This window comes from Propionivibrio limicola, from assembly GCF_009469695.1.
Classification (GTDB): Bacteria; Pseudomonadota; Gammaproteobacteria; order Burkholderiales; family Rhodocyclaceae; genus Propionivibrio; species Propionivibrio limicola.
In genome coordinates, this window is record NZ_SSSR01000006.1 from 15,659 (window position 1) to 38,956 (window position 23,298).

21 protein-coding genes and 2 tRNA genes are annotated in these 23,298 nt (G+C 63.8%); 20 read left to right on the plus strand and 3 right to left on the minus strand.

The window, feature by feature from the left end; all coding sequences use genetic code 11:
* Positions 1-75 precede the first annotated feature (75 nt).
* From norR to GH659_RS06635, 12 genes are all read left to right on the plus strand, one after another.
* On the plus strand, positions 76-1,635 hold the full coding sequence (gene norR / locus GH659_RS06580) for a nitric oxide reductase transcriptional regulator NorR (protein ID WP_153110382.1): 1,560 nt from the start codon (positions 76-78) through the stop codon (positions 1,633-1,635).
* A gap of 70 nt (positions 1,636-1,705) precedes the next feature.
* Positions 1,706-2,608 carry a DMT family transporter gene (locus tag GH659_RS06585; RefSeq protein ID WP_153110383.1) on the plus strand — a complete coding sequence of 301 codons (903 nt, stop codon included), beginning with the start codon at positions 1,706-1,708 and terminating at the stop codon, positions 2,606-2,608.
* 202 nt (positions 2,609-2,810) lie between these two features.
* Complete coding sequence (gene hcp, locus GH659_RS06590; RefSeq protein ID WP_153110385.1) at positions 2,811-4,475, plus strand: hydroxylamine reductase; 1,665 nt, start codon at positions 2,811-2,813, stop codon at positions 4,473-4,475.
* 204 nt (positions 4,476-4,679) lie between these two features.
* Positions 4,680-5,729, plus strand: coding sequence for an FAD-binding oxidoreductase (locus GH659_RS06595; RefSeq protein WP_153110387.1), 1,050 nt, complete (start codon positions 4,680-4,682; stop codon positions 5,727-5,729).
* A gap of 42 nt (positions 5,730-5,771) precedes the next feature.
* Positions 5,772-6,020 (plus strand): YecH family metal-binding protein, encoded by a 249-nt coding sequence (locus tag GH659_RS06600; protein ID WP_153110389.1) that lies wholly within the window; start codon positions 5,772-5,774, stop codon positions 6,018-6,020.
* Positions 6,021-6,165: 145 nt separating this feature from the next.
* A tRNA-Asn gene (locus tag GH659_RS06605) sits at positions 6,166-6,241 on the plus strand.
* Positions 6,242-6,272: 31 nt separating this feature from the next.
* A tRNA-Gly gene (locus tag GH659_RS06610) sits at positions 6,273-6,348 on the plus strand.
* 166 nt (positions 6,349-6,514) lie between these two features.
* Positions 6,515-6,721 (plus strand): hypothetical protein, encoded by a 207-nt coding sequence (locus GH659_RS06615; protein WP_153110391.1) that lies wholly within the window; start codon positions 6,515-6,517, stop codon positions 6,719-6,721.
* A gap of 142 nt (positions 6,722-6,863) precedes the next feature.
* The gene (locus tag GH659_RS06620) at positions 6,864-8,492 is read left to right on the plus strand and encodes a methyl-accepting chemotaxis protein (protein ID WP_153110393.1); all 1,629 of its coding nucleotides are present in this window, start codon (positions 6,864-6,866) and stop codon (positions 8,490-8,492) included.
* A gap of 149 nt (positions 8,493-8,641) precedes the next feature.
* Positions 8,642-10,198: a DUF4118 domain-containing protein gene (locus GH659_RS06625; RefSeq protein WP_153110395.1), complete on the plus strand. Its 1,557-nt coding sequence runs from the start codon at positions 8,642-8,644 to the stop codon at positions 10,196-10,198.
* Entirely contained in the window at positions 10,195-10,884 is a 690-nt protein-coding gene (gene kdpE, locus GH659_RS06630; RefSeq protein WP_153110397.1) for a two-component system response regulator KdpE, read from the plus strand. Before GH659_RS06625 ends, kdpE begins: the two co-directional genes overlap by 4 nt.
* 61 nt (positions 10,885-10,945) lie before the next feature.
* Positions 10,946-12,838 (plus strand): potassium transporter Kup, encoded by a 1,893-nt coding sequence (locus GH659_RS06635; protein ID WP_153110400.1) that lies wholly within the window; start codon positions 10,946-10,948, stop codon positions 12,836-12,838.
* 34 nt (positions 12,839-12,872) lie between these two features.
* On the opposite strand, the gene polA is transcribed toward GH659_RS06635, so the two are convergent.
* Complete coding sequence (gene polA, locus GH659_RS06640; RefSeq protein WP_153110402.1) at positions 12,873-15,617, minus strand: DNA polymerase I; 2,745 nt, start codon at positions 15,615-15,617, stop codon at positions 12,873-12,875.
* A 23-nt stretch (positions 15,618-15,640) separates the two neighbouring features.
* On the opposite strand from polA, the gene GH659_RS06645 reads away from it, so the two are divergent.
* From GH659_RS06645 to GH659_RS06680, 8 genes are all read left to right on the plus strand, one after another.
* Entirely contained in the window at positions 15,641-16,366 is a 726-nt protein-coding gene (locus GH659_RS06645; RefSeq protein WP_153110405.1) for an LOG family protein, read from the plus strand.
* 53 nt (positions 16,367-16,419) lie between these two features.
* Entirely contained in the window at positions 16,420-16,764 is a 345-nt protein-coding gene (locus GH659_RS06650) for a DUF2782 domain-containing protein (protein WP_153110407.1), read from the plus strand.
* A 166-nt stretch (positions 16,765-16,930) separates the two neighbouring features.
* Complete coding sequence (locus GH659_RS06655) at positions 16,931-17,668, plus strand: BPSS1780 family membrane protein (RefSeq protein WP_153110409.1); 738 nt, start codon at positions 16,931-16,933, stop codon at positions 17,666-17,668.
* 18 nt (positions 17,669-17,686) lie between these two features.
* A complete protein-coding gene (locus GH659_RS06660; protein ID WP_153110411.1) occupies positions 17,687-18,457 on the plus strand; it encodes a BPSS1780 family membrane protein in 771 nt (256 codons plus the stop codon).
* Positions 18,450-19,124: a nicotinate-nucleotide adenylyltransferase gene (nadD, locus tag GH659_RS06665; protein ID WP_153110413.1), complete on the plus strand. Its 675-nt coding sequence runs from the start codon at positions 18,450-18,452 to the stop codon at positions 19,122-19,124. The genes GH659_RS06660 and nadD overlap by 8 nt, the downstream gene beginning before the upstream one ends.
* 7 nt (positions 19,125-19,131) lie before the next feature.
* Positions 19,132-19,494: a ribosome silencing factor gene (rsfS, locus tag GH659_RS06670; RefSeq protein WP_153110415.1), complete on the plus strand. Its 363-nt coding sequence runs from the start codon at positions 19,132-19,134 to the stop codon at positions 19,492-19,494.
* A 12-nt stretch (positions 19,495-19,506) separates the two neighbouring features.
* Positions 19,507-19,977, plus strand: coding sequence for a 23S rRNA (pseudouridine(1915)-N(3))-methyltransferase RlmH (gene rlmH, locus GH659_RS06675; RefSeq protein WP_153110417.1), 471 nt, complete (start codon positions 19,507-19,509; stop codon positions 19,975-19,977).
* 18 nt (positions 19,978-19,995) lie between these two features.
* The gene (locus GH659_RS06680; RefSeq protein WP_153110419.1) at positions 19,996-20,619 is read left to right on the plus strand and encodes a Maf family protein; all 624 of its coding nucleotides are present in this window, start codon (positions 19,996-19,998) and stop codon (positions 20,617-20,619) included.
* Between the two features lie 106 nt (positions 20,620-20,725).
* Here the strand turns inward: GH659_RS06680 and GH659_RS06685 are convergent, their stop codons facing one another.
* Both GH659_RS06685 and GH659_RS06690 read right to left on the minus strand, forming a co-directional pair.
* Positions 20,726-22,186, minus strand: a complete 1,461-nt coding sequence (locus GH659_RS06685; RefSeq protein ID WP_170285838.1) for a bacteriohemerythrin — start codon at positions 22,184-22,186, stop codon at positions 20,726-20,728.
* On the minus strand, positions 22,123-23,289 hold the full coding sequence (locus GH659_RS06690; RefSeq protein ID WP_211364140.1) for a glycosyltransferase family protein: 1,167 nt from the start codon (positions 23,287-23,289) through the stop codon (positions 22,123-22,125). The genes GH659_RS06685 and GH659_RS06690 overlap by 64 nt, the downstream gene beginning before the upstream one ends.
* Positions 23,290-23,298: the final 9 nt, after the last annotated feature.

Consider the following 23,298-nt stretch of genomic DNA (forward strand, 5'->3'; position numbering starts at 1 on the left):
CGGTGTGCGACGCGCGTAATGCACCTGCTTGCTTCTATATATACTCTGCGCTTCACCTGTCAGCCGCCCAATACCATGCGTTTCCAGCAAGCCATCGACCGCGCCCTGTGGCAGATCGCCGTCGATCTTTCCAACACCATGCCCGGCGAAATCCAGTTCCAGCGGCTGGTCAATGCGATCGGTTCGGTGTTGCCTTGCGACGCCGTGACGCTCATGCACCTGCAGGACGGCGTGCTAGTGCCGATGGCCAGCCACGGACTGGCGCCGGACCTGATGGGGCGGCGGTTCGACCCCGCGGCGCACCCGCGTCTGGCAGCGATTCTCGCTTCGGTGAACCCGGTGCGCTTCCCGGCCGGCAGCGAATTGCCCGATCCGTTCGACGGTCTGCTCGCCGACGACGCCGAACACGAAATGCCGGTGCATGCCTGCCTCGGCGCCAGCCTGCACGTCGACCGCGAGCTGGTCGGCGTGCTGACGCTCGATGCGCTCGACGCCCATGCCTTCGACCGATTGCCCGATTCGACCGTTGCCGCGTTTGCTGCGCTGGCCGCCGCGACGCTGCGCAACGTCGCGCTGATCCGTGCGCTTGAGCAGGCCAGCGAACGGCAGCGGGCGATTGCTCGCGACCTGATGCAGGAGGCGTTGCGGCGCGAAGGCAACCTGATCGGCAACAGCCGCGCGATGAGCCGCCTGCGTCAGGAAATCGCCATGGTCGCCGCCACCGACCTGGCCGTGCTGATTACCGGCGAGACCGGCACCGGCAAGGAACTCGTGGCGCGCACCGTGCATGCCCTGTCGCCACGCAGCGAGCAGGCGCTGGTGCAGATCAACTGCGCGGCGCTGCCGGAATCGGTGGCCGAAAGCGAACTCTTTGGCCACAAGAAAGGCGCGTTCACCGGCGCCACGTCGGATCGCGCCGGCAAGTTCGAACTGGCGCATGGCGGCACGCTGTTCCTCGACGAAATCGGTGAACTGCCGCTGAGCCTGCAGGCGAAACTGCTACGCGCCCTGCAGCAGGGCGAGATCCAGCGCGTCGGCGCCGACGCGATCATTCGCGTCGATGTGCGCCTCATTGCCGCCACCAATCGCGACCTGCTGCACGAGGTCGAGGCCGGGCGTTTCCGCAGCGACCTCTACCACCGCTTGCATGTCTACCCGATTGCGGTACCGCCATTGCGCGAGCATCGCGAAGACCTGGCCGTGCTCGCCGGTTATTTTCTCGATGCGGCGCGGCACAAGCTCGGCATCGAGCGCATCGACCTGCACCCGTTGTCGCTGGCGGCGCTGGCCGCCTACGACTGGCCGGGCAACGTGCGCGAACTGGAACATCTGCTGCTGCGCGCCGGCCTGAAAGCGGCGCAACGCGATCCGGAGAAGGTCGTCGTCCGGCCGGGCGATCTCGGTTTGTCTGGCGCGACAGGTGGCGCCGAGGTCGAGTCGGCGTCGCCGCCTGTCGTGCCAGCTCTGCCGGAAACCGGCATGCGCGAGGCGGTGGACGCCTACCAGCGCCAGCTGATCCGGGCGGCGCTCGATGCCTGTGAGAACAACTGGACGCAGGCCGCCAAGCGTCTGGGGCTCGATCGGGCCAATCTGCAACGGCTGGCAAAAAGGCTGGAAATGAGCGGCCGGGGATGAGCGGCTGATGGCCATCGCCCGGATATGTTGATATCTTGAACTGACTGACTTCCTGCCAACTTCACGAAAAATGAATAATCAAATCGCCCAAGACCTTCGTGCCTCCGGTTCCGGCTGGCTGGGTTCGGAGAAAAAGCAAGGTATCGCACTCGTGCTGGTGACCATGCTGTTCTTCGCCATCTACGACGCGCTGTCCAAGTATCTCGCCCGTTATTACCCGGTGCCGGAACTGCTCTGGGTGCGTTACCTGACGCACGCGACGTTCATGCTGGCCGTGTTCGGCCCGCGCATGCGCTGGCAGCTGTTGAAAACGAGTCGGCCATTTCTGCAGATCGTGCGCGCCTTGCTGCTCGTCGTCGTTACCTTCCTGTTCATGAACGGCTTGCGCTATATCCCGCTGGCCGACGCCACCGCCATCAATTTCCTGGCGCCGCTGCTGGTGACGGCGCTGTCTTCGCCGCTGCTCGGCGAAAAGGTCGATTTCCGTGGCTGGATGGCCGTGCTGTTCGGCTTCATCGGCGTGCTCGTCATCGTTCGTCCCGGTGGTGCGGCGCTCAATTGGGCGGTGCTCTTTCCCTTCTTTTCGGCGGTTTGCTACAGCTTCTACCAGATCCTGACGCGCAAATTCAAAGGCGCCGAGCATCCATTAACCACCCATTTCATTACCGGTCTGGTCGGTGTCGTTGTCACTAGTTTTGCCTGGCAACCTGGCTGGACGATGCCGAGCCTGAATCACGCGCTGCTCATGGTTTGCCTCGGCATTTCCACCGGGGTCGGGCATTACCTGTTGATCGAGGCCTTCCAACGCATGGGTCCCGCCGTCGCGGCGCCGTTCACCTATACGCATCTGGTGTGGGCCGTTCTGTTCGGTAGCGTGGCGTTCGGTGAAATACCCGACCCGGGCACGCTGTTGGGAATCCTGATCATCGCCGGCAGCGGAATGTACGTTGCCCGCCAGCACGCCAGAAAATAGCCCGGCCCCGTGCAGGCGGGGTACGGCTGAGTCATTATGACTTGTCAGAGTCTTAATGACGCGATTCGCCTTGCGTCATTAAGACCCGCTTTGCACTGCTCGTGCAGACAATATGCAGTAAAAACAAGGTGTTGCCGCGTTGGCACGCTTCTCGCAATAGCTCTTGTCGATTTCATCCCCAATTCGATCAAAGGAGCTGTCCATGTTTTGCGTGCAATGCGAACACACCATCCGTACCCCCCAAGGCGACGCCGGCTGCAGCTACGCGCGCGGCATGTGCGGCAAGACCGGCGAAGTTTCCGATCTGCAGGACATGCTCGTGCATCTGCTACAGGCCGTTTCCACCTACGCGGTGGCAGCGCGCAAGCTCGGCATCGTCGATGCGGAAATCGACAACTATGCGCCGCAAGCCTTCTTTTCGACGCTGACCAACGTCAACTTCGACGCCGACCGCATCATCGACTTCAGCCGTCGTGCCGAAGCCTATCGCAACGATCTGCGCCGCCGCTACGAGGCGGCTTGCGCGGCGCAGGGCGTGACGCCGGAAGCGCTGCCGCCCGCGGCACACTACAAGCTGCCCGATGCCAAGACCGTCATGCTCAGCGATGCGCTGCAATTCGCGCTGAACCGTCAGAAGAAGGAAGTCGGCGAGGATGTGATCGGCCTGCGCCTGCTTTGCCTGTACGGCCTGAAGGGCGCGGCCGCCTACATGGAACACGCTCGCGTGCTCGGCCAGACCGATGCGGAAGTCGCTGGCAAGTATCACGAATTCATGGCCTTCCTCGGCACGCAGCCGACCGACATGGGGGCGCTGTTCCAGTGCGCGATGGACATCGGCAAGCTCAACTACCGCATCATGGCAATGCTCGACAAGGGCGAGACCGAAACCTTCGGCCACCCGGAACCGACGCGCGTGAACACGGTGCCGGTCAAGGGCAAGGCGATCCTGGTTTCCGGCCACGACCTGCACGACCTCGAACTGATCCTGCAACAGAGCGAAGGCAAGGGCATCAACGTCTTCACGCACGGCGAAATGCTGCCGGCGCACGCCTACCCGGCGTTCAAGAAGTACCCGCATCTGGTCGGCAACTACGGCACCGCCTGGCAGAACCAGCAGAAGGAATTCGCCGCCTTCCCGGGCAGCATCGTGATGACCTCGAACTGCATCATCGACCCGAACGTCGGCCAGTACGGCGCGCGCATCTTCACGCGCAGCATCGTCGGCTGGCCCGGTGTCACGCACATCGACGACAACGACTTCTCCGCCGCGATCGATGCTGCACTGGAGCAACCGGGCTTCACCGAAGACGCCGCGCCGGTTTACACCACCACCGGTTTTGCGCGCAACGCGCTGATGGGTGCCGCGCCGGCGGTCATCGAACAGGTGAAGGCCGGCAACATCAAGCACTTCTTCCTGATCGGCGGTTGCGACGGCGACAAATCCGAGCGTACCTACTTTACCGATCTGGCCAAGGCGGTGCCGCAGGATGCGCTGGTGCTGACGCTCGCCTGCGGCAAGTTCCGCTTCAACACCCTCGAATTCGGCGAGATCAACGGCATCCCGCGCTTCCTCGACATCGGTCAGTGCAACGATGCCTACTCGGCGATCCAGTTGGCGCTGGCGCTGGCCGATGCGTTCGAGTGCGGTGTGAACGAGCTGCCGCTGTCGCTGGTGCTGTCGTGGTTCGAGCAGAAGGCTATCGTTGTCCTGCTCACGCTGCTGTCGCTCGGCATCAAGGACATCCGCGTCGGCCCGACCGCGCCCGGCTTCCTCACGCCGAACCTCGTCGGCGTGCTCAACCAGCAGTTCGGCCTGCGCCTGATCTCGAACGTCGAAGACGACCTCAAGGAAATGCTGGCCGCCTGAGCGGTTTCCAAAGCATAAACCTCGTAACCGCTTTCAACGCAGAGTGCGCAGAGCACACAGAGTTCGCAGAGAAAACCGGGGAAAAAGAAGAGAGAAAAATTCAGGAAAGTGTTATCGCCCACTGGGTGAAACCTGGTTTTTCTCTGCGTTCTCCGCCCCTCTGCGATCTCTGCGTCGAAAGCGCTTCCTTTCGAGTTTTTCACCATGAACGCAATCGCAGAACACCACCTTTTCTGGCAAGGCGAAACGCCGCTGACCTGCATTTCCCGCACCGAGGAAACGCACGATACGGCGACGTTCGAACTGGCCGCGCCGTCGGCGCAATTTTTCGATTTCCTGCCCGGCCAGTTCGTTTCGGTCGGCGCAGCCATCGACGGCAAGACGCTCTGGCGCGCCTACTCGATCTCGTCAAGTCCGACGCGGCCGGAAACGCTGTCGATCACCGTCAAGCGCGTCGCCGGCGGACGGGTCTCCAACTGGCTGCTCGACAACGTGCAGCCGGGCGTGGAACTGCCGGCGCTGGCCCCGGCCGGCGATTTCGCCCTCCGCCCCGATGACGTGGCGGGCAGCGTGGCGTTGTTTTCGTCCGGTTGCGGCATCACGCCGATGATGTCGATGACGCGCTGGCTGCTGGAAAACCGCGCCGATACCGAAATTCACTTCTTTCACAGCGCACGCAGCGAGGACGATTTCATCTTTCGCCAAGAATTGCGGGCAATGGCTGAAGCCCATGCCAACCTGAAACTGCATCTGTTCCTGACCCAGCCGCAGGGAAGGATGTCCTGCCATCATGGCCGGCTCGACGCCGGGCGGGTGCAAAGCCTGCTGCCGGAAGGGGCCGGTATCCGGGCGTATCTGTGCGGGCAGGAGCATTACATGGACTCGGTCAGCGATTGGCTGTGCGCGGCCGGTGTTCCGGAATCCGCCATCCATCGTGAAAACTTCGCGCCCGTTGCGGCTGACGTGTCAGTTGGCGTGCCGGTCAGCGCCGAACGCTTCAGTCTCAACGTTCCGGCCTTCGGCAAGACAGCCGAAATCGCCGAAGGAGAACTGCTGCTCGATGTGCTCGAACGCGAGGGGTTGCCGATCATCGGTGCCTGCCGCACCGGCGTGTGCGGCTCCTGCAAATGCAAGGTCGCCGCGGGCGAGGTTGACTCGGGCAGCGCATTGCCGCTGACGCCGGAAGAGATCGAAGCCGGCTACGTGCTGGCCTGCAGTTCCGTGGCCAAGGGCGATCTGGTGATTGAGCTATAGAATTTCGGCCATTGCAATCAACTTACTAAACAGGAGACCCTCATGAGCGAATCGATCCACGGTCACGACGTCATGCATTTCATGCTGGAACAGGGCGGCGGTTTCTCCCGCGAAAGTCTGAAAACAGCCGTCGAGGCGCGGTTTGGCGCGGAGGCGCGCTTTCATACCTGCAGCGCGCAGGATATGACGGCAGAGCAACTGATTGATTTTCTTGCCGCCAAGGGCAAATTTGTCGAGAGCGTCAGCGGTTCCGGCTTCAACACACAGCCCGAGAAGATTTGCAACCACTGATCGTCGCGTGATGGATGTGCATCCCCTGATTTCGGCGATGCGTTTTTTTTGAAGAAAAAAATGTGTGATCGGAGTGCACATTTTTTCCAGACAAGGCTATAATCGCGCTCCTTTCAGGCGGTGCTGCCTGAAGTGATTGGACGATTCCCCGATAGCTCAGTTGGTAGAGCGCCGGACTGTTAATCCGTAGGTCCCTGGTTCGAGCCCAGGTCGGGGAGCCAAAAAAAAGCAGGTCAAGCTGATTGTGACCCTGCGGGAGTAGCTCAGTTGGTAGAGCGCAACCTTGCCAAGGTTGAGGTCGCGAGTTCGAGACTCGTCTCCCGCTCCAGCCTTACGGCTGTTGATTGGCGCCATAAAGCAGGCGCCCCGAATTAAAAATCCCGATTGTTTTTGCATGCGTGCCTTGGACGAAGCGGCACCGTGTTGGCTCGTTCGTCGCCAGCGCTCGGGGGCTTTGTTGCCACAAAAGAATCGAAGAAAGCAGGACCGGATACATGAGCAAAACTGTCAGGCCGCTGAAAATCCCGGCCGACTTGAATGTCGTCGAGCGACTCGCGGTCTTGCGTAAAAAGCATGCTACCGGTTATTTCCGCCCCGGCGCCAAAGTTCAACCCGAAGCACGCGAAAAAGCCGCGCACGGGAAGGTGGTGCACCTGCATCTGTTTCGCGCCGACAAGCCGGATTCCGGCACTCCTGTCTGATTTTCTTCCCGCCATCAATTGATCAGTGCCCCGCAGGATGGCGGGGCGGTTGCTTCGTTTTCCGCTTCGGCGTCTAATCTTTCCGGTTGGCGGGAGCGCGCTTCGCGCTTCTTTCGCCGCTAAAACGTCAAAAGGGGGAAATATGGGTGGGTTGAACTCGTTGCGTGTATCGACACGCATGCAGTTGCTGGTCGGGCTGACGCTGGTGGGCCTGCTCGTCTTGTGCTTCATTGCCTTGCTGCAGTTGAAAGACAGCATGATGGAGGATCGGCGCGACAAGACAAAAAATATCATCGAGATCGGCATGGGTGTGCTTGAGCATCACCAGAAGCTGGCGCAAGAAGGGAAATTGTCCGAGGAGGAGGCGAAAAACGCCGCCCGCGAAAGCCTGCGCAACCTGCGCTACGGCAGCAACGACTACTACTTTGTGCTCGATACCAACCACGTCTATGTGTTGTTGCCGCCGAAAGTCGAGTTCGAAGGACAGAACAAGGCCGACATGAAGGATGCCAACGGCAAATTGCTCATCCAGGCCATTGTGTCGACGGCGGTCAATGGCGGCGGTTTTCTCGATTACTGGTTCCCCCGCGCCGGTCAGCAAACGCCGGAGCCGAAGCTGGCCTACACCGCGTTGTTCAAACCGTGGGGCTGGGTGCTCGGGACCGGCATCTATATCGATGACGTCGATACGCAATACCGGCAGGCGGCGCTGCTGCTCGGTGGCGTTTCCCTGCTGCTCGTCCTGTTGCTCAGCTTCTTCGGCTGGCGGATCGGGTCCGGCATCCTGCGCCAGCTCGGCGGAGAGCCGACCGAGGCGGTGGCCGTCATGCAGCGCGTCGCCGGCGGCGATCTCACCGCGTCCGTTGGTGCGGCGCCGCGCGGCAGCCTGCTGCATGCGCTCGATGCGATGGTCGCCTCGCTGCGCGAACTGGTGCGCGAAATCAACAGCAGCGCCAATCAGCTGGTCGATAACGCCGAACAGATCAACCATGCGTCGACCGAAGTATCGCGGGCGGCCAGCGAGCAATCCGATGCCACTTCGGCGATGGCGGCGGCGATCGAGGAATTGACGGTCAGCTCGACCCACATTTCTGACAGCGCGCGCGAGACGGAGAGTGACTCGCGCGAAGCGATGGCGCTCGCCAGCGAAGGCAGCGAACGCGTCGAGCAGGCGACGGCGGCGATCCAGCGGATTTCGGCGACGGTGTCCGGCGCCTCGGAACGCATTCGTGCCCTCGAAGGGCGGGCGGCCCAGATTTCGTCGGTCGCCAGCGTCATCAAGGACATTGCCGGGCAGACCAATCTGCTGGCCTTGAATGCGGCGATCGAAGCGGCGCGGGCCGGCGAGCAGGGGCGTGGTTTTGCCGTGGTGGCCGACGAGGTGCGCAAACTGGCCGAGCGCACGTCGCTGGCGACGACCGAGATCGAGCAGATGATCGCCGGCATCCAGGGCGATACAACGGGGGCCGTCGAGGCGATGAACGAGGCATTGCCGGAAGTCGAAGGCGGCGTTCAGCTGGCCCGTTCGGCGACGGAGTCGTTGCACGCGATCGAGCACGGTGCCGAGCGGACGCTAGCGCGCGTGCGCGAAGTGGCTGACGCGACGCACGAACAGGGCAGCGCCAGCACGTCGATTGCCCAGCGTGTCGAACAGATTGCCCAGATGGTCGAGGAAACCACGGCGACGATCCGCCACACGGCCGATACGGCGGTACATCTTGAGCAGATTGCGCAAGGTTTGCAGGCGCAGGTCACTCGTTTCCGCGTCTGATTCGGGACGAACCGGAAAAGCGGTCCGCGTCGGCGTGAAAGCGCGGGTGCCGGGCCGCGGATATTTACACTTTTTTTATTTTCGCCGCCGGACAATGGCCGCCTTCTTGATGAACGCGCATCGCTTATGCGGTTGCGTGGAGGCTCGATATGCGGACCATTGCAACCATCCCCGCTAGCGGTCGGCCCGGACTGGCCGGCTGGCAGCGCTATCTGCTGACCATTCTGGCGTGTGCCGCGATGGCGCTCGTTGCCACGCCGCTACGCGATGTGCTCGATCTGGCCAACATCGTGATGCTGTTCCTGCTCACGGTGTTGCTGGTCGCCGTCACGCTCGGCTTGCGGGCGGCGCTGCTGGCGGCGTTTCTCAGCGTCGGGCTGTTCGACTTCTTTTTCGTGCCGCCGCGCTTCTCCTTTGTGGTCAATGACGGCCAGTATCTGGTGACCTTCGCCGTCATGCTGGCGGTGGCCATCATCACCGGCCGGCTGACGGCCGGGTTGCGCCAGAAGGCCGACGAATCGGCGACCGAAGCCGCGCGGGCGCAGGCGCTCTACGAAATGGCGCGCGACTTGACCGGGGCGTTGACGATCGAGCAGGTCGTCGACAGCACATCCCATTTCCTGGCTAACGTTCTCGATGCACGTGCCGCGCTGCTGTTCGCGGACAGCGCGGGGCGGATGCAAACGGCCGGGGCGTCGGTCGGCGTCGAGCCGCGTCTGGCGACGATCGCCTTCGAGCAGGGCCGGCCGGTCGACTGCCAGCCGCTGGCCGCCGGTTATGCCGTGCTTTATCTGCCGTTGAAAGCGCCGATGCGCGTGCGCGGGGTGATTGCCGTGGCCCCGGCGGACAGCACGCTGGCTACGGAAGCGCTGCTCGACCAGCGGCAGCGTCTGGAGGCGATGGCCTCACTGGTGGCGATTGCCATCGAGCGCCTGCATTACGTCGAGGTCGCCCAGCGCACGCAGGTGCAGATGGTTGCGGAGCGGTTGCGCAGTTCGATTCTCTCGGCGGTCTCACACGATCTGCGCACGCCGTTGACGGCGCTGGTCGGGCTCGCCGATTCGCTGACGGTGAGCAAGCCGCCGCTATCTAGCGCAGCGCGGGAGACGGCCGAGGCCATCCGCGAGCAGTCGGAACAGCTGTGCAGCCTTGTCGGCAATCTGCTCGACATGGCGCGCCTGCATGCCGGCGAAGTCACGCTGCGCAAGGAGTGGCAGCCGATCGAGGAAGTGATCGGGTCGAGCATCAAGCTGCTCGGCCGGGCGCTCGCCGAGCATCCGGTCAAAGTGACGCTGGCGCCCGGCTTGCCGCTGATCGAATTCGATTCGGTGCTGATCGAGCGCGTCTTTTGCAACCTGCTCGAGAACGCGGCCAAATACTCGCCGCCGGGCGCCGGGATCGAGATTCGCGTGCAGGTCGAGGAGGGGCGGGCGCGAGTCGATGTCATCGACGGCGGTCCCGGCTTTCCGGTGCGCGATGGGGCGCCGCTCTTCGAAATGTTCGTGCGCGGTGCTGCCGAGTCGACGACGCCGGGCGTCGGTCTCGGGCTGGCCATTTGCCGCGCGATCATCGAGGCGCACGCGGGAGCCATTGCTGCCAGCAACCTGCCGCAAGGCGGTGGATGTCTCACCTTCTTCCTGCCGCTCGGTACGCCGCCGGTGATCGAAGAAGAGGTGGCCGTGCCGCAACCGGGGAGCGAAACATGAGTGAAGCCGCGCCAATCGTGCTCATCGTCGAGGACGAGAAACAGATCCGCCGTTTCGTGCGCACGGCGCTGGAAGATGAGGGCTGCCGCGTCTTCGAGGCCGAGACGTCGGGCAAGGGGCTGGTCGCCGCCGGCGAATGTATTCCCGATCTGGTCATGCTCGATCTGGGCCTGCCGGACGGCAATGGCGTTGATTTCATCCGCGATTTCCGCCACTGGTCGGATGCGCCGATCCTCGTGCTGTCGGCGCGTTCGCACGAGAACGACAAGATCTGGGCGCTCGACGCCGGCGCCGACGATTACCTGACCAAGCCATTCGGGGTCGGTGAGCTGCTGGCGCGGGCGCGCGCCCTGCTGCGCCGTCCGCATCGCGGCGAGGCGGCCTCGCCGGTGGTCGCCTTCGGCGACGTGCGCGTCGACCTGTCGCGGCGCGTCGTGACGCGGCGTGCGGAAACGGTGCATCTGACGCCGATCGAATATCACCTGCTTTGCCTGCTCATCGCCCACCCCGGCAAGGTGCTGACGCAGCGCCACTTGCTGCGCGAGGTGTGGGGGGGCAACAACGTCGAGAGTCCGCACTATCTGCGTGTCTATGTCGGCCACCTGCGCCAGAAGCTCGAGGACGATCCGGCGCAGCCCAAATACTTGCTTACCGAAACGGGCGTTGGTTATCGCTTCCAGCCGTGAAGCCGACCGAGCTGAGCAACAACGCGTTCGATCGCCAATTCAAAAACCAAGGGAACCTTTCATGAGTCATTCCACATCATCTTCCATCGCCGGCAAGACCGGCGCCGGTGGTCTGGCGCTGGCGGCGCTCGGCGTCGTCTATGGCGACATCGGGACGAGTCCGCTCTATGCGCTCAAGGAAACGTTCGGCAGTCCGCACCATCCGGTGCCGATCACGCCGGACAACGTGCTCGGCATCCTCTCCGTCGTGTTCTGGGCCCTGATGCTGGTCGTCACCGGCAAGTACGTCTCTTTCATCATGCGTGCCGACAACCGGGGCGAGGGCGGCATCATGGCGCTGATGGCCTTGGCCTTGCGCGATGAGCGGGACGGACCGCAACGCCGTATCGTTCTCATGCTCGGCCTGGCCGGCGCGGCGCTGTTCTATGGCGACGGCGTGGTGACGCCGGCGATTTCGGTGCTCTCCGCCGTTGAGGGGCTGGCGATCATCACGCCGGCCTTCGAGCAACTCGTCATCCCGCTGGCGCTTGTTGTGCTGACCGGCCTGTTCCTCATCCAGCGGCACGGCACGGCCAGCGTCGGCAAGCTGTTCGGACCGGTCATGCTGCTCTGGTTCGCGACGCTCACCGTGCTTGGACTGACCAACATCGTGGCGGCGCCCGGCGTCGTGCGGGCGCTCAATCCGGCGTGGGGCATCGCTTTCTTCATAAATAACCCGCTGCTCGGTTTTTTCACGCTCGGCGCGGTCGTGCTGGTGCTGACCGGCGGCGAGGCGCTGTATGCCGACATGGGACACTTCGGGCGGCGGCCGATCCAGCTCGCGTGGTACTCCGTCGTCTTGCCGGCGTTGCTGATCAATTATTTCGGGCAGGGCGCGTTGCTGCTCAGCAACCCGGCCGCCGTTGAAAATCCCTTCTACCGCATGGCGCCGGGCTGGGCGCTGATACCGTTGCTGCTGCTGTCGACGATGGCAACCGTCATCGCCTCTCAGGCTGTCATCTCGGGAGCCTTTTCGCTGACCCAGCAGGCGATCCAGCTTGGCTACACGCCGCGTTTGCGCATCCTGCACACGTCGGAGCGGGAGATGGGGCAGATTTACCTGCCGGCCATCAACTGGCTGTTGCTCGGTTCGGTGATCGCCCTGGTGCTCGGCTTCAAGTCGTCGAGCAATCTGGCGGCGGCGTACGGCATTGCGGTGACCGGCACCATGCTGATCACCAACCTGCTGGCTTTTGTCGTCATCCGCCAACAGTGGCGCTGGAACCGCTGGCGGGCGCTGGCCTGCGTCGTGCCTTTTGCGCTCGTCGATGTGGCGTTCTTTGCCGCCAACTCTCTGAAGATTGCTGATGGCGGCTGGTTCCCGCTCGTTTTCGGCCTGTTTGTCCTGGGCGTGCTGACGACCTGGAAACGCGGCCGGGAATTGCTGAGCGAGAAACTCGGCGGCAGTGCGATCAGCCTGAACGAATTCATCGCGAGTCTGGCGTTGGGCGGTGCGACGCGCGTTCCCGGTACCGCTGTCTTTCTGACCAGCCGGCCGGAAGGCGTGCCGCGTACGATGTTGCACAGCCTCAAGCACTACAAGGTGCTGCACGAGCGCATGGTGATCGTGACGATCCAGTTCTTCGATGTGCCTTACGTGCCGGAGATCGATCGCGTCGAAGTGCACCCGCTCGACGAGAATTTCTGGCAGATCACCGTCCAGTACGGTTTCCGCGACGAACCGGACCTGCCGCATGCACTCGAACTGTGTGCCCATTTCGGGCTGGAGTTCGACATGATGGCCACGTCCTTCTTCCTCGGCCGCGATACCTTGCTGGTCCAGCGCGGCAAGGAGATGGCCTACTGGCGTGTGCTGCTTTTCGCCACCATGTACCGCAACGCCAACAGCTTCGCCAACTTCTTCAAGATTCCGTCGAACCGCGTGGTTGAACTGGGATCGCAGGTGGCGCTGTAGTTCCTCAGGTCTGAAGGCGCCGTGGCGTGGCGCCTTAGTGCGCTTCGTCCCAGTTGGCGCCGACGCCGACTTCGACGGCGAGCGGTACGCGCAACTGAGCGACTTGCGTCATCAGCGGCGGCAATTCGACGCGTACGCGCACGAGTTCGTCGTCGGGTACTTCGAGGATCAGTTCGTCGTGGACCTGCATGACGAGGCGAGTTTTGAGCTTTTCGCGCTTGATCCAGTCGTGTACGGCGATCATCGCCAGCTTGATCAGATCGGCGGCGGTGCCTTGCATCGGCGCGTTGATGGCGGCGCGTTCGGCGCCTTGGCGGCGGCCGACTTGCGCGGCGGTGATTTCCGGCAGCCAGAGGCGGCGGCCGAAGACGGTCTCGACGTAGCCATGCATCTTGGCCGTGTTGCGCGTGCTTTCCATGTATTTGGCGACGCCGGGGTAGCGGGTGAAATAGCGCTCGATGTAGCTCTGCGCGGCCGAGCGTTCGAGGTCGAGCTGGCGGGCGAGGCCGAAGGCGCTCATGCCGTAGATCAGGCCGAAGTTGATGACCTTGGCGACGCGCCGCTGGTCGGGGCCGACTTCGAGCGGCGTGACGCCGAAAATTTCGGCCGCGGTGGCGCGGTGCACGTCCTCGCCGTGGGCGAAGGCGTCGAGCAGGCGCGCGTCTTCCGAGAGGTGGGCCATGATGCGCAGTTCGATCTGCGAGTAGTCGGCCGAGACGATGCTGGCGCCCGGCGGAGCGATGAAGGCCGAGCGGATGCGCCGCCCTTCGGCGGTGCGCACCGGAATGTTCTGCAGGTTGGGATCGCTCGACGCCAGCCGGCCGGTGACGGCAACGGCCTGCGCGTAGCTGGTATGCACGCGCCCGGTCTGCGCGTTGACCATCTTCGGCAGCTTGTCGGTGTAGGTGCCCTTGAGCTTGGCGAGCTGCCGCGATTCGAGCAGCACCTTGGGCAGCGGGTAGTCGAGCGCCAGTTCGGAGAGCACTTCCTCGTCGGTCGACGGCGTGCCGGACGGCGTTTTCTTCTTCACCGGCAGGCCGAGCTTGTTGAACAGGATGTCGGCGAGCTGCTTCGGCGAATTGACGTTGAACGGTTGGCCGGCGATTTCGTAGGCCTGCTTTTCCAGTTCCAGCAGGCGGCTGCCGAGTTCGTGGCTTTGCCGGGCGAGCCGGTCACTGTCGATCAGAACGCCGATGCGTTCCATATGAAACAGAACGTCGCGTACCGGGATTTCGATGTCGCGATAGACGTGCAACTGGCCTGGATTGGCGTCGAGTTGCGGCAGCAGCCGCTCGTTGAGACGCAGGCACAGGTCGGCGTCCTCGGCGCCGTATTCGGCGGCCTGTTCGACGGCGACCTGATTGAAACCGATCTGGCTGGCGCCCTTGCCGCACAGGTCCTCGTAAGCGATGGTTTCCAGCCCGAGGTGGCGCAACGCGAGCTGGCCGAGGTCGTGACCGCGCACACCGGATTTTCCCGCTTCGAGCACGTAGGACTGCAGCAGCGTGTCGTGTGCGACGCCGGCCAGCGCGATGCCGTGGTTGGCGAAGACGTGCTGGTCGTACTTGAGGTTCTGGCCGATCTTGGCGTGCGTGGCCGCTTCCAGCCAGGGTTTCAGGCGGGCCAGCGCTTCGTCGCGCGGCAGTTGGGCCGGTGCGCCGGCGTAGTCGTGGGCGAGCGGCAGGTAGGCGGCTTCGCCGGGGGTGACGGCGAACGAAATGCCGACGATGCGCGCGGCGAACGGGTCGAGGCTCGTCGTTTCGGTGTCGAGCGCGGTGAGCGGCGCGGCTTCGATTTTCTTCAGCCAAGTGTCGAATGTCGTCCAGTCGAGGATCGTCGCGTAGCCGGCGCGATGCGAGCCGTCGGCCAGCAGGTTGGTCGGAGGTGCTGCCGCCGTGGGTGTTGCCGGCGTTTCACTGGCCGGGGTCGTTTGCACTTCCTTGAGCCATGATTTCATCTCGTAGCGGGCGAACAGTTCGGCCAGCTTTTCGCGGTCCTGTGGGCGTGGCGTGAGGTCGGCGAGTGGTTTCGGCAGTTCGACGTCGCAGCATACGGTAACGAGCCGCCGCCCGAGCGGCAGGAAGTCGAGCGCCTGCCGCAAATTCTGGCCGACGACGCCGCCGATGTCGGCCGCGGCGGCGATGACGCCGTCGAGCGAGCCATATTGCGCCAGCCATTTGACCGCCGTCTTCGGCCCGACCTTGGCGACGCCGGGCACGTTGTCGACGGTGTCGCCGATCAGACTCAGGTAGTCGACGATGCGCTCCGGCGGCACGCCGAACTTGGCGAACACGCCGGCTTCGTCGAGCACCTCGTTGCTCATCGTGTTGACCAGCGTGATATGGGCATCGACGAGTTGCGCCAGATCCTTGTCGCCGGTCGAGACGACGACGTCGATGCCCTGCGCGGCGGCCTGTTTCGCCAGGGTGCCGATCACGTCGTCGGCTTCGACGCCGTCGACCATCAGGATCGGCCAGCCGGCGGCCTCGATGCAGGCGTGGATCGGCTCGATCTGGCGGGCGAGATCGTCCGGCATCGGCGGCCGGTGCGCCTTGTACTCCGGGTACCAGTCGTCGCGGAAGGTTTTGCCCTTGGCGTCGAAGACGCACGCCCTGTAAGCTACGTCGTGCGCCTTGTAGTCGCCTTCGAGCCGACGTAGCATGTTCAGCACGCCGTAGATGGCGCCGGTCGGTTCGCCCTGCGTGTTGCGCAGATCGGGCATGGCATGAAAAGCGCGGTAAAGGTAGGACGACGCGTCGACCAGCAGCAAGGTAGGCATAGTGAAAGAGAATTGAGAAGAAGATGACCGAAAAAGACAAAATTCCCGAATTGGCCGATCACGCGGCAGCCAAGTTCACAGCCTCGCAGGAGGCCTGGCGGGTCTTCGGCATTATGTCAGAGTTCGTCGAGGCGACGCAGCGCCTGTCCTCGATTCGTCCAGCCGTGTCGATCTTCGGCAGCGCCCGCACGCCGCCTGAGTCACCGTATTACAAACTGACCGAGGAAATCGCTCGCCTGCTGTCGGATGCCGGTTTTTCGGTCATCTCCGGCGGCGGTCCGGGGATCATGGAAGCCGCCAACAAGGGCGCCTACCACGGCAAGTCGCCGAGCGTCGGGCTCAACATCCAGCTGCCACACGAGCAGACGTCGAACAGGTTCCAGGATATTTCGCAGACCTTCCGCCACTTTTTTGCCCGCAAGTACATGTTTGTGCGCTTTGCCAATGCTTATGTGGTGATGCCGGGCGGCTTCGGCACGCTCGACGAGTTGATGGAGGCGTTGACGCTGGTGCAGACTGGCAAGAGCCAGAAGATTCCGATCATCCTCGTGCATTCACCGTTCTGGCAGGGAATGGTTGACTGGCTGCGCGACCGGCTGGTTGATGAGGGCATGATTTCGCCCGAAGACATGGATCTGATCCAGTTGATCGATGAACCGGCCGATGTGGTCGAGGCCATCTTCAAGCATTACGAGACGCGCGGCTTTGCCCCGTTGCCGTGCGAGCGGGAGATGTTGCTCAATTTGTAATACAATCAACGCCCTTCGGTTTCCCCGCCTCATTGCCAAACGGATTATTTGCCATGCGCCGCTTTCTCCCCTTCGTCTTCCTGCTGGCCTGTGCCGCCGCACCGGTTTCGGCCCAGGTTCAGACGCCGGCCGCTCCGCCAGCCGTGCCGGATGCTCGTCCGCCAGTCGTGGAGGTGATCGACGAGTCGGTCGAGCCCGAAGTGACGATCAAGCGCCAGGACACCGATACGATCGAGGAATACCGGGTGAATGGCCGTCTGTACAAGATCCGGATTATTCCGAAGAACGGTGTGCCCTATGAACTCGTCGACCAGAGGGGCGACGGCAGCTTCACCATCCTTGACGGACCGGGCACGTCGGGGCTGAGCATCCCGATGTGGGTGATCGGCACCTTCTGACGCCCTGCTCATGTGCCGTCCGCGCGGTGTTCACCGGGACGGTCCGGGATCGGGAGCCGGTGCGGATTTGCTGCCTGCGCTCCCGTTGTTTTTCCGGTTTCCTCCTTTCTTCCTGAACCTCTCCGATTGACTTGCCGGCCTTGCGGCCGCCTCTAGGGACGACGCCATGGACCCATTTCCGATTCAGGCCCCGGCTTTCAACGGCGAGAGCCGTGTGGTCGAAGCCGGCAGCGCCTTTGAATGGCTGCGCCAGGGTTGGGGGCTGTTCGCCACCAATCCGGGGATGTGGATTGCGATGACCGTCGTGCTGCTCGTCATCTTTTTCGGCTTGCAGATCGTGCCGTTTGTCGGGTCGCTGGCGGCGCACCTCTTGACGCCGGTTTTGCTGGCCGGCTTGCTGCAAACCAGCCGCAGGCTGGAGTCGGGAGAAATGCCGGAGATCGCCGACCTGTTCGTCGGCTTCAAGCAGCAGACCGGCAGCCTCGTCACGCTCGGTGTTCTCTATATGGCGGCCATGCTGGTCATTCTCCTGATTGGCCTGCTGCTGGGCGGCGGCAGTCTGGCCGGCGGCATGATGATGGGCCGGCCGGCCGGTTTCGGCGTGGCCATGGGCGGCATGATGCTGACGATGCTGGTATCGCTGCTGCTCTCGGTGCCGGTGCTCATGGCCCTGTGGTTCGCTCCGGCGCTGGTGTTGTTCAACCGCATGCCGCCGGTGGACGCGGCGAAAGCCAGCTTCAACGCCTGTCTGAAGAATCTGCTGCCGTTCATCGTCTATGGGCTGATGCTTGCCGTCCTGATGTTCTTCGCCGCGCTGCCCGTGCTGCTCGGCTTTCTGGTACTCATCCCGGTCATTGCCGGGTCGGTGTATGCCGCCTATCGGGATATTTTCGTTGCCCTCTGATTTTCGTGTCGTGACCTCATGCAAGCTTTGACCCTTCCCGCCAGCCGCGGCTGGCGCTGGCTGACCGACGGCTTTGCCATCTTCCGCCGCAAGCCGTTCCAGTTGTCGGTCCTCGTGCTCGGCTACTGGCTGGCGATGGCGTTGATCAACGCCGTTCCGTTCATCGGGCAGCTGCTCGGCTTCATCCTGATTCCGGCCTTTTCGGTCAGTCTGATGAACGCCTGCCGGGCGGTCGATCAGGGCGTCGAGGCGCCGCAACCGGTGCTTTTTTCCGGTTTCCATGCCCATCTGCAGGCGCTGATCCAGCTCGGCGGGGTGTACTGCGTTTTCAGCATCGTTGTGCTCGGCGTGACGACACTGATCGATGGCGGCGTCCTGTTCCAGCTCGTTGTTCTTGGGCAGCCGCCGGGCGAGGAGGCAATGGCCAGCGGCAGCGTGATGGCGGCCGGCCAGCTGGCGCTTTTTTTGCTGCTGCCGATCATGATGGCCAACTGGTTTGCGCCGGTGCTGGTGGCCTGGCATGGCTTGCCGGTCGTCAAGTCGCTGTTTTTCAGTTTCATCGCCTGCCTGCGCAACTGGCGCGCCTTCTTCGTCTATACCGTGGCAGTCATCGTCGTCGGCGCGCTCGTGCCGGGGTTCGTGCTCGGCTTGCTCAAACCGGCGGGCGGTGGCGAGCTGTTTTCGGCGGCGATGACGTTCTTCGTCATCGGTGTCTTGTTGCCGACGCTGTACGCCAGTTTCTACGTCAGCTACCGCGACGTGTTTGTCATCATCGACGAGAATGTCTGACGCGGTGCAAAACCAGCCGCTTGGCGTTTTTGGCGGCACCTTCGACCCGGTGCATTATGGTCACCTGCGTCTGGCCGAAGAGGCGGCGGATGCGCTCGGCCTGGCCGCCGTGCGCTGGATTCCGGCCGGCCGGCCGGCCTTGCGTGAATCGCCGCGGGTCAGTGCGGCGCAGCGATTGGCGATGGTGCGGCTGGCCATAGCCGGGAATCCGCGTTTTGAACTCGACGCCGCCGAGGTCGAAGCGGCGCAGCCCAGTTACACCGTGCCGACGCTCGAACGGCTGCGCCAGCCGGAGCATTGCGGTACTGCGCGTCCGCTGGTGTTGCTGGCCGGCGCCGATGCCTTTGCCGGGATGACGAATTGGCACCGTTGGGAACGCCTGCTCGAACTGGCGCACATCGGCGTCGCCCATCGTCCCGGCTATTCGATCGACGCGGCCAGTCTGCCGCCGGCGCTGGCGGCGCTCTACCGCGAGCGCGGCAGCACCGATCCGGCCGATCTCACCGGTGCGCCGGCCGGGCGCATCGTGACCTTCGCCATGACGCCGCTCGACATTTCGGCAACCCGCATCCGCGAGCTGTTGTCGAAGGGTTTGAGTCCGCGTTATCTGCTCCCCGACAGCCTCGTGGATTACATTCGCAATCACCATTTTTACTTGGGAAACTGAAAACGTAATGAACGTATCGCAACTGGAAAAAATCGTCGTCGACGCGCTTGAGGACATCAAGGGCCGCGACATCGAAGTCATCGACACGACCCGCCTCACTTCGCTCTTCGAGCGCATCGTCGTCGCCTGCGGCGACTCCAATCGCCAGGTCAAGTCGCTGGCGCGCAACGTGCAGGACAAGGTGCGCGAGGCGGGCGGCGAAGTCATCTCGAGCGAAGGCGAGGACACCGGCGAATGGGTGCTGGTCGACCTCGGCGACATCGTCGTGCATGTCATGCAGCCGGCCATCCGCAGCTACTACAACATCGAAGAGCTGTGGGGTGGCAAGGGGCCGGAGCGCGTCCGCAAGGCGGCCGCGGCCCACGCGTAAGAGGGTGCGAGCGTGAGGCTGGCCATCCTTGCCGTCGGGCACAAGCTGCCCGGCTGGGTCGCCGACGGCTGCGCCGAATACCTCAAGCGCATGCCGCGCGAGCTGCCGCTTTCGGTCGTCGAGATCAAGCCGGAGCCGCGCGGCTCGAAGACGCGCGAGCAATTGCTGGCCGCCGAAAAGGGGCGGCTCGACCAGGCGCTGCAAGGATTCGCCCGGATCGTCGTGCTCGACGAGCGCGGCGCCGATCTGACGACGCTGAAACTGGCGCAGCGGCTGGAAAACTGGATGCAGGAGGGCGGCGACACCGCCTTCATCATCGGCGGTGCCGACGGCATCGACGAGGAGCTGAAGCGGCGCGCCAGCGACATGATCCGCCTCTCCAGCCTGACGCTGCCGCACGCCATGGCGCGGCTCGTGCTGTGCGAGCAGCTTTACCGCGCCGTCAGCGTCGTCAAGAACCACCCGTATCACCGGGAAGGCTAGCCGGAGAGGAGGAACAAAATGCCGATCGATACACGCAATCCACGCCTCTACCTCGCCTCGCGCAGTCCGCGCCGGCGCGAGCTGCTGACGCAGATGGGCATCCAGTTCGACACCCTCGCCTTCCGCGGCGGGGCGCGCGAGGATAGCGAAGTCGACGAGACGCCCCATGCGGACGAGGCTCCCGTCATATACGTCGACCGCGTCGCCCGCGCCAAGGCGGTGCACGGAGCGAAGATTGCCGGCTGGCGCAGGCTCCGGCCGCAGCCGGTGCTGGCCGCCGACACGACGCTCGAATTCAACGGAGAGATCATCGGCAAGCCGGTTGATGCCGAGGACGCGCGGTTCATCCTGCGCCGGCTTTCCGGTCGCACACATCGTGTGCTGACCACCGTCGCCGTCGCCTTCGAAGGGCGGCTCGAATCGGTGATCTCGGTCAGCGAAGTCTGTTTCGGCGAACTGACGGACGACGAGATCCGCCGTTACGTCGCCAGCGGCGAGCCGATGGACAAGGCCGGCGCCTACGGCATCCAGGGGCGCGCCGGCCTGTTCGTCAAGCATCTGACCGGCAGCTACACGGGCGTGATGGGGTTGCCGCTCTACGAAACCAGCGTTCTGCTCAAGCGTTTCGGATTTCCCCTCTGAGGGAGGTGCTTAAGTCAACAAGCGTCATTCCGGCGAACGCCGGAATCCAGAAGAATCAACGAACTGGACACCGGCTTTCGCCGGTGTGACGAATAAAAGGGCTTCCTCAGATCGCCAGCTTTTCGACGAAGGGGCGGTAGCGCTGGTCTTCCTCGAAAATGTGCTGCTTGAGCCAGTCCTTGAGAAACGCCAGCACCGGTTCGCCCAGCGCTTTCTTCCCGTAGGCGATGAAGTCGTCGCGGAAGTCTTCGACCCATCTGACGAACTCCTGGTGCATGCGCTGGTGCTCGTCGAAGTGGGGGAAGTCGGCGGATGACATCAGCTTCTCTTCGAAATCGAAGTGGAAGGCCGCATAGACGAGGAGTTCGTCGATGATCATCGCCACCGCGTAGTGGTTGTGCAGGCTGCCGACGCCGGCCAGCTGGTTCACCGTGTCGATGAGGATGCGGTGTTGTTCGTCGATGCGCGGATTGCCGACGCTCATCGCGTCGTCCCACGGGAACAGGCAGGCGGTTTCGCGCTCCTTGATGACCTCGACGAAGGCGGCAACGACCGCGGGGTCGAACTGCGAGCCGCTCTTTTCCTGGATCCGGTGGAGGGCCTGCTGGGCCGTCCAGGGTGTTTTGTAGGGGCGGTGCGAGGTCAGCGCGTCGAACACGTCGGCCACCGTGCAGATGCGGCCGGCGAGCGAAATTTCCGCACCGGCGAGGCTGTGCGGATAGCCGCCGCCGTCGAACCATTCGTGGTGCGTGAGGGCAATCTCGGCGCCCATGTCGAGATAGGGGTTGTCGCCCATGGTCAGCTTGGCCTGCCGGATGAGGCGGGCGCCGATGGTCGTGTGCTCCTGAATCGTCTGCCGCTCGGTGGCCGAGAGTTCTCCCGTCTTGAGCAGGATATGGTCGGGCGTGGTGATTTTGCCGATGTCGTGCAGGATGCTGGCGGTGGCGGCCCGTTCGATGAATTCCTCGTCGATCACCGCCCTGAATTTACCGAGCATCATCAGCTTGCGCGCTGTCTGGCCGACGAGCCGGGCGACGCGCAGCACGTGGATGCCGGTGTCGGCATCGCGGTGTTCGGCGAGATTGGCCATGGCGATGACCGATGCCTTGGCGCTGCGCCGCTGCAATTCGCGCAGGCGGCGGGTCTCGCTGACATCGTGATAGACATACACATAGCCGCCGCCGGGGAGTGGCACGGCCGAGATCGACAGGGCGACGCCGTTCGGCCGCACCCGTTCGACCTTGAACGACTCGCGGTTGCGCAGGATCGGCAGGTGATCGCTCAGGTAGCGCTCGACCTCGCCGTCGACGAATTCACCGCGCTGCTGCAACGACCGCAACAGTTCCTGGAACGGGCGGCCGATGAACGTTTCCAGCTCGCCGTCGAGTTCCATCAATTGCTGGTAGGTGGCGTTATGCCCGACAACGCGAAGATCGCCGTCGAGCCAGAGCAGGCCGTGATCGACCGAGGCGTTAGCTCCGGCGGTGGTCGTCTGGTCGGCAGTCAGTGCGTTCGGGTCGGACATGGGGACGGTAGTGATGCGTCGGAGCGGTGGCTGGTAGCGCACGATTCTACCAATTCCACAGGCGATACCGGCGCGGATAGATGTTCGGCGATGAGGGCGGCCGCTTCCTCCGCGCCGGATGGAAGCGGCGGCGGGGGCGGCGTTTCTTCCCACAGCGTTCGCAATCCGGCGAGCGTCATCCCTGAGAGCAGGTCGGCTTCCGTGGTTTCCAGGCCGCGTCCATGCGCGGCGAGCCAGTCGATCAGGCAGTCCTGTTCCGGCCAGTCGTCGCGGCGCAGGAAAACGACCGGCGTGCCGTTGCAGGCTGCCTCGGTGAACGTGCCATAACCCGGCTTGGTGAGCACGGCATCGACGCTGCGCAACAGGTCGGTGAAGGGCAGGCCGAGCGGTGCGAAGGCGGAAAAATCCGGGCGGCGGATGTCCCAGTGTGCCGGCACCAGCCAGCGCACACCGGGATGGTGCGGCCAGCGCTCGGCGGCGAGCGGCTTGTCGAAGCCGCCGAAGGCGACGAGCACCCGTTTTTCACCGGCCGGGCCGGGTAGCCGGGCATCGAGTTCGGCGAGCCGATCCTGTCCGAGCGAAGCCACCGGCGCGATGGTGCGCGTGCGCGGCAGGCCCGGCATCGGCATGGCCGGCGTCAGGCGCAGGAAGCAGCAGGCGCTGCGGTAGGCGGCCAGTATCTCGCCGTGAATCCTGGCCGCCCAGGGTTCGTGATCGAACGTGTGCTCAAAGAGATCGGCCCAGTTGAGCGAACTCATGGCGAGGCTCGGGATGCCGGCGACGGCCGCGGCGGCGAGCGGCAGATAGGCGACGTCGGTGAGGACGAGATCGGGGGCGAGCTGCTTCAACAAGGCGGCGTCTTCGGCGACGCGCCGCGGCCAGTCGGCGTGCCACTCCCGGTAGGCCACCGCCGTGGCTTCGCGGTCGATACGCGTGGCGTCGATCATGACGAAGCCGAAATCGCTGCGTCCCGGAATGTGTTCGAAAGCGGGGCGGATACGGGCGCGCAGCATTTCCGGCGCAAGGCCGCTGCGGAGGGTCAGGCGAAGCCCGGGCAGGCGTTCGGCGAGCGCATTGAGGACTGGCGCAGTCTGCGCCAGATGGCCGAGGCCGTGCGAGGAAATGTCGACGAAGAGATGCGGCATGAAAAATGG

Bases quoted from the DNA above. Each gene is read 5' to 3' on its own strand.
- GH659_RS06680 (WP_153110419.1), top strand. From the start codon at position 19,996: ATGCCGATCGATACACGCAATCCACGCCTCTACCTCGCCTCGCGCAGT.
- GH659_RS06620 (WP_153110393.1), top strand. From the start codon at position 6,864: ATGGGTGGGTTGAACTCGTTGCGTGTATCGACACGCATGCAGTTGCTG.
- polA (WP_153110402.1), bottom strand. From the start codon at position 15,617: ATGCCTACCTTGCTGCTGGTCGACGCGTCGTCCTACCTTTACCGCGCT.
- GH659_RS06660 (WP_153110411.1), top strand. From the start codon at position 17,687: ATGCAAGCTTTGACCCTTCCCGCCAGCCGCGGCTGGCGCTGGCTGACC.
- GH659_RS06585 (WP_153110383.1), top strand. From the start codon at position 1,706: ATGAATAATCAAATCGCCCAAGACCTTCGTGCCTCCGGTTCCGGCTGG.
- norR (WP_153110382.1), top strand. From the start codon at position 76: ATGCGTTTCCAGCAAGCCATCGACCGCGCCCTGTGGCAGATCGCCGTC.
- kdpE (WP_153110397.1), top strand. From the start codon at position 10,195: ATGAGTGAAGCCGCGCCAATCGTGCTCATCGTCGAGGACGAGAAACAG.
- GH659_RS06615 (WP_153110391.1), top strand. From the start codon at position 6,515: ATGAGCAAAACTGTCAGGCCGCTGAAAATCCCGGCCGACTTGAATGTC.
- GH659_RS06625 (WP_153110395.1), top strand. From the start codon at position 8,642: ATGCGGACCATTGCAACCATCCCCGCTAGCGGTCGGCCCGGACTGGCC.
- GH659_RS06595 (WP_153110387.1), top strand. From the start codon at position 4,680: ATGAACGCAATCGCAGAACACCACCTTTTCTGGCAAGGCGAAACGCCG.
- GH659_RS06650 (WP_153110407.1), top strand. From the start codon at position 16,420: ATGCGCCGCTTTCTCCCCTTCGTCTTCCTGCTGGCCTGTGCCGCCGCA.
- hcp (WP_153110385.1), top strand. From the start codon at position 2,811: ATGTTTTGCGTGCAATGCGAACACACCATCCGTACCCCCCAAGGCGAC.
- rsfS (WP_153110415.1), top strand. From the start codon at position 19,132: ATGAACGTATCGCAACTGGAAAAAATCGTCGTCGACGCGCTTGAGGAC.
- GH659_RS06635 (WP_153110400.1), top strand. From the start codon at position 10,946: ATGAGTCATTCCACATCATCTTCCATCGCCGGCAAGACCGGCGCCGGT.
- GH659_RS06645 (WP_153110405.1), top strand. From the start codon at position 15,641: ATGACCGAAAAAGACAAAATTCCCGAATTGGCCGATCACGCGGCAGCC.
- GH659_RS06600 (WP_153110389.1), top strand. From the start codon at position 5,772: ATGAGCGAATCGATCCACGGTCACGACGTCATGCATTTCATGCTGGAA.
- nadD (WP_153110413.1), top strand. From the start codon at position 18,450: ATGTCTGACGCGGTGCAAAACCAGCCGCTTGGCGTTTTTGGCGGCACC.
- GH659_RS06655 (WP_153110409.1), top strand. From the start codon at position 16,931: ATGGACCCATTTCCGATTCAGGCCCCGGCTTTCAACGGCGAGAGCCGT.
- GH659_RS06690 (WP_211364140.1), bottom strand. From the start codon at position 23,289: ATGCCGCATCTCTTCGTCGACATTTCCTCGCACGGCCTCGGCCATCTG.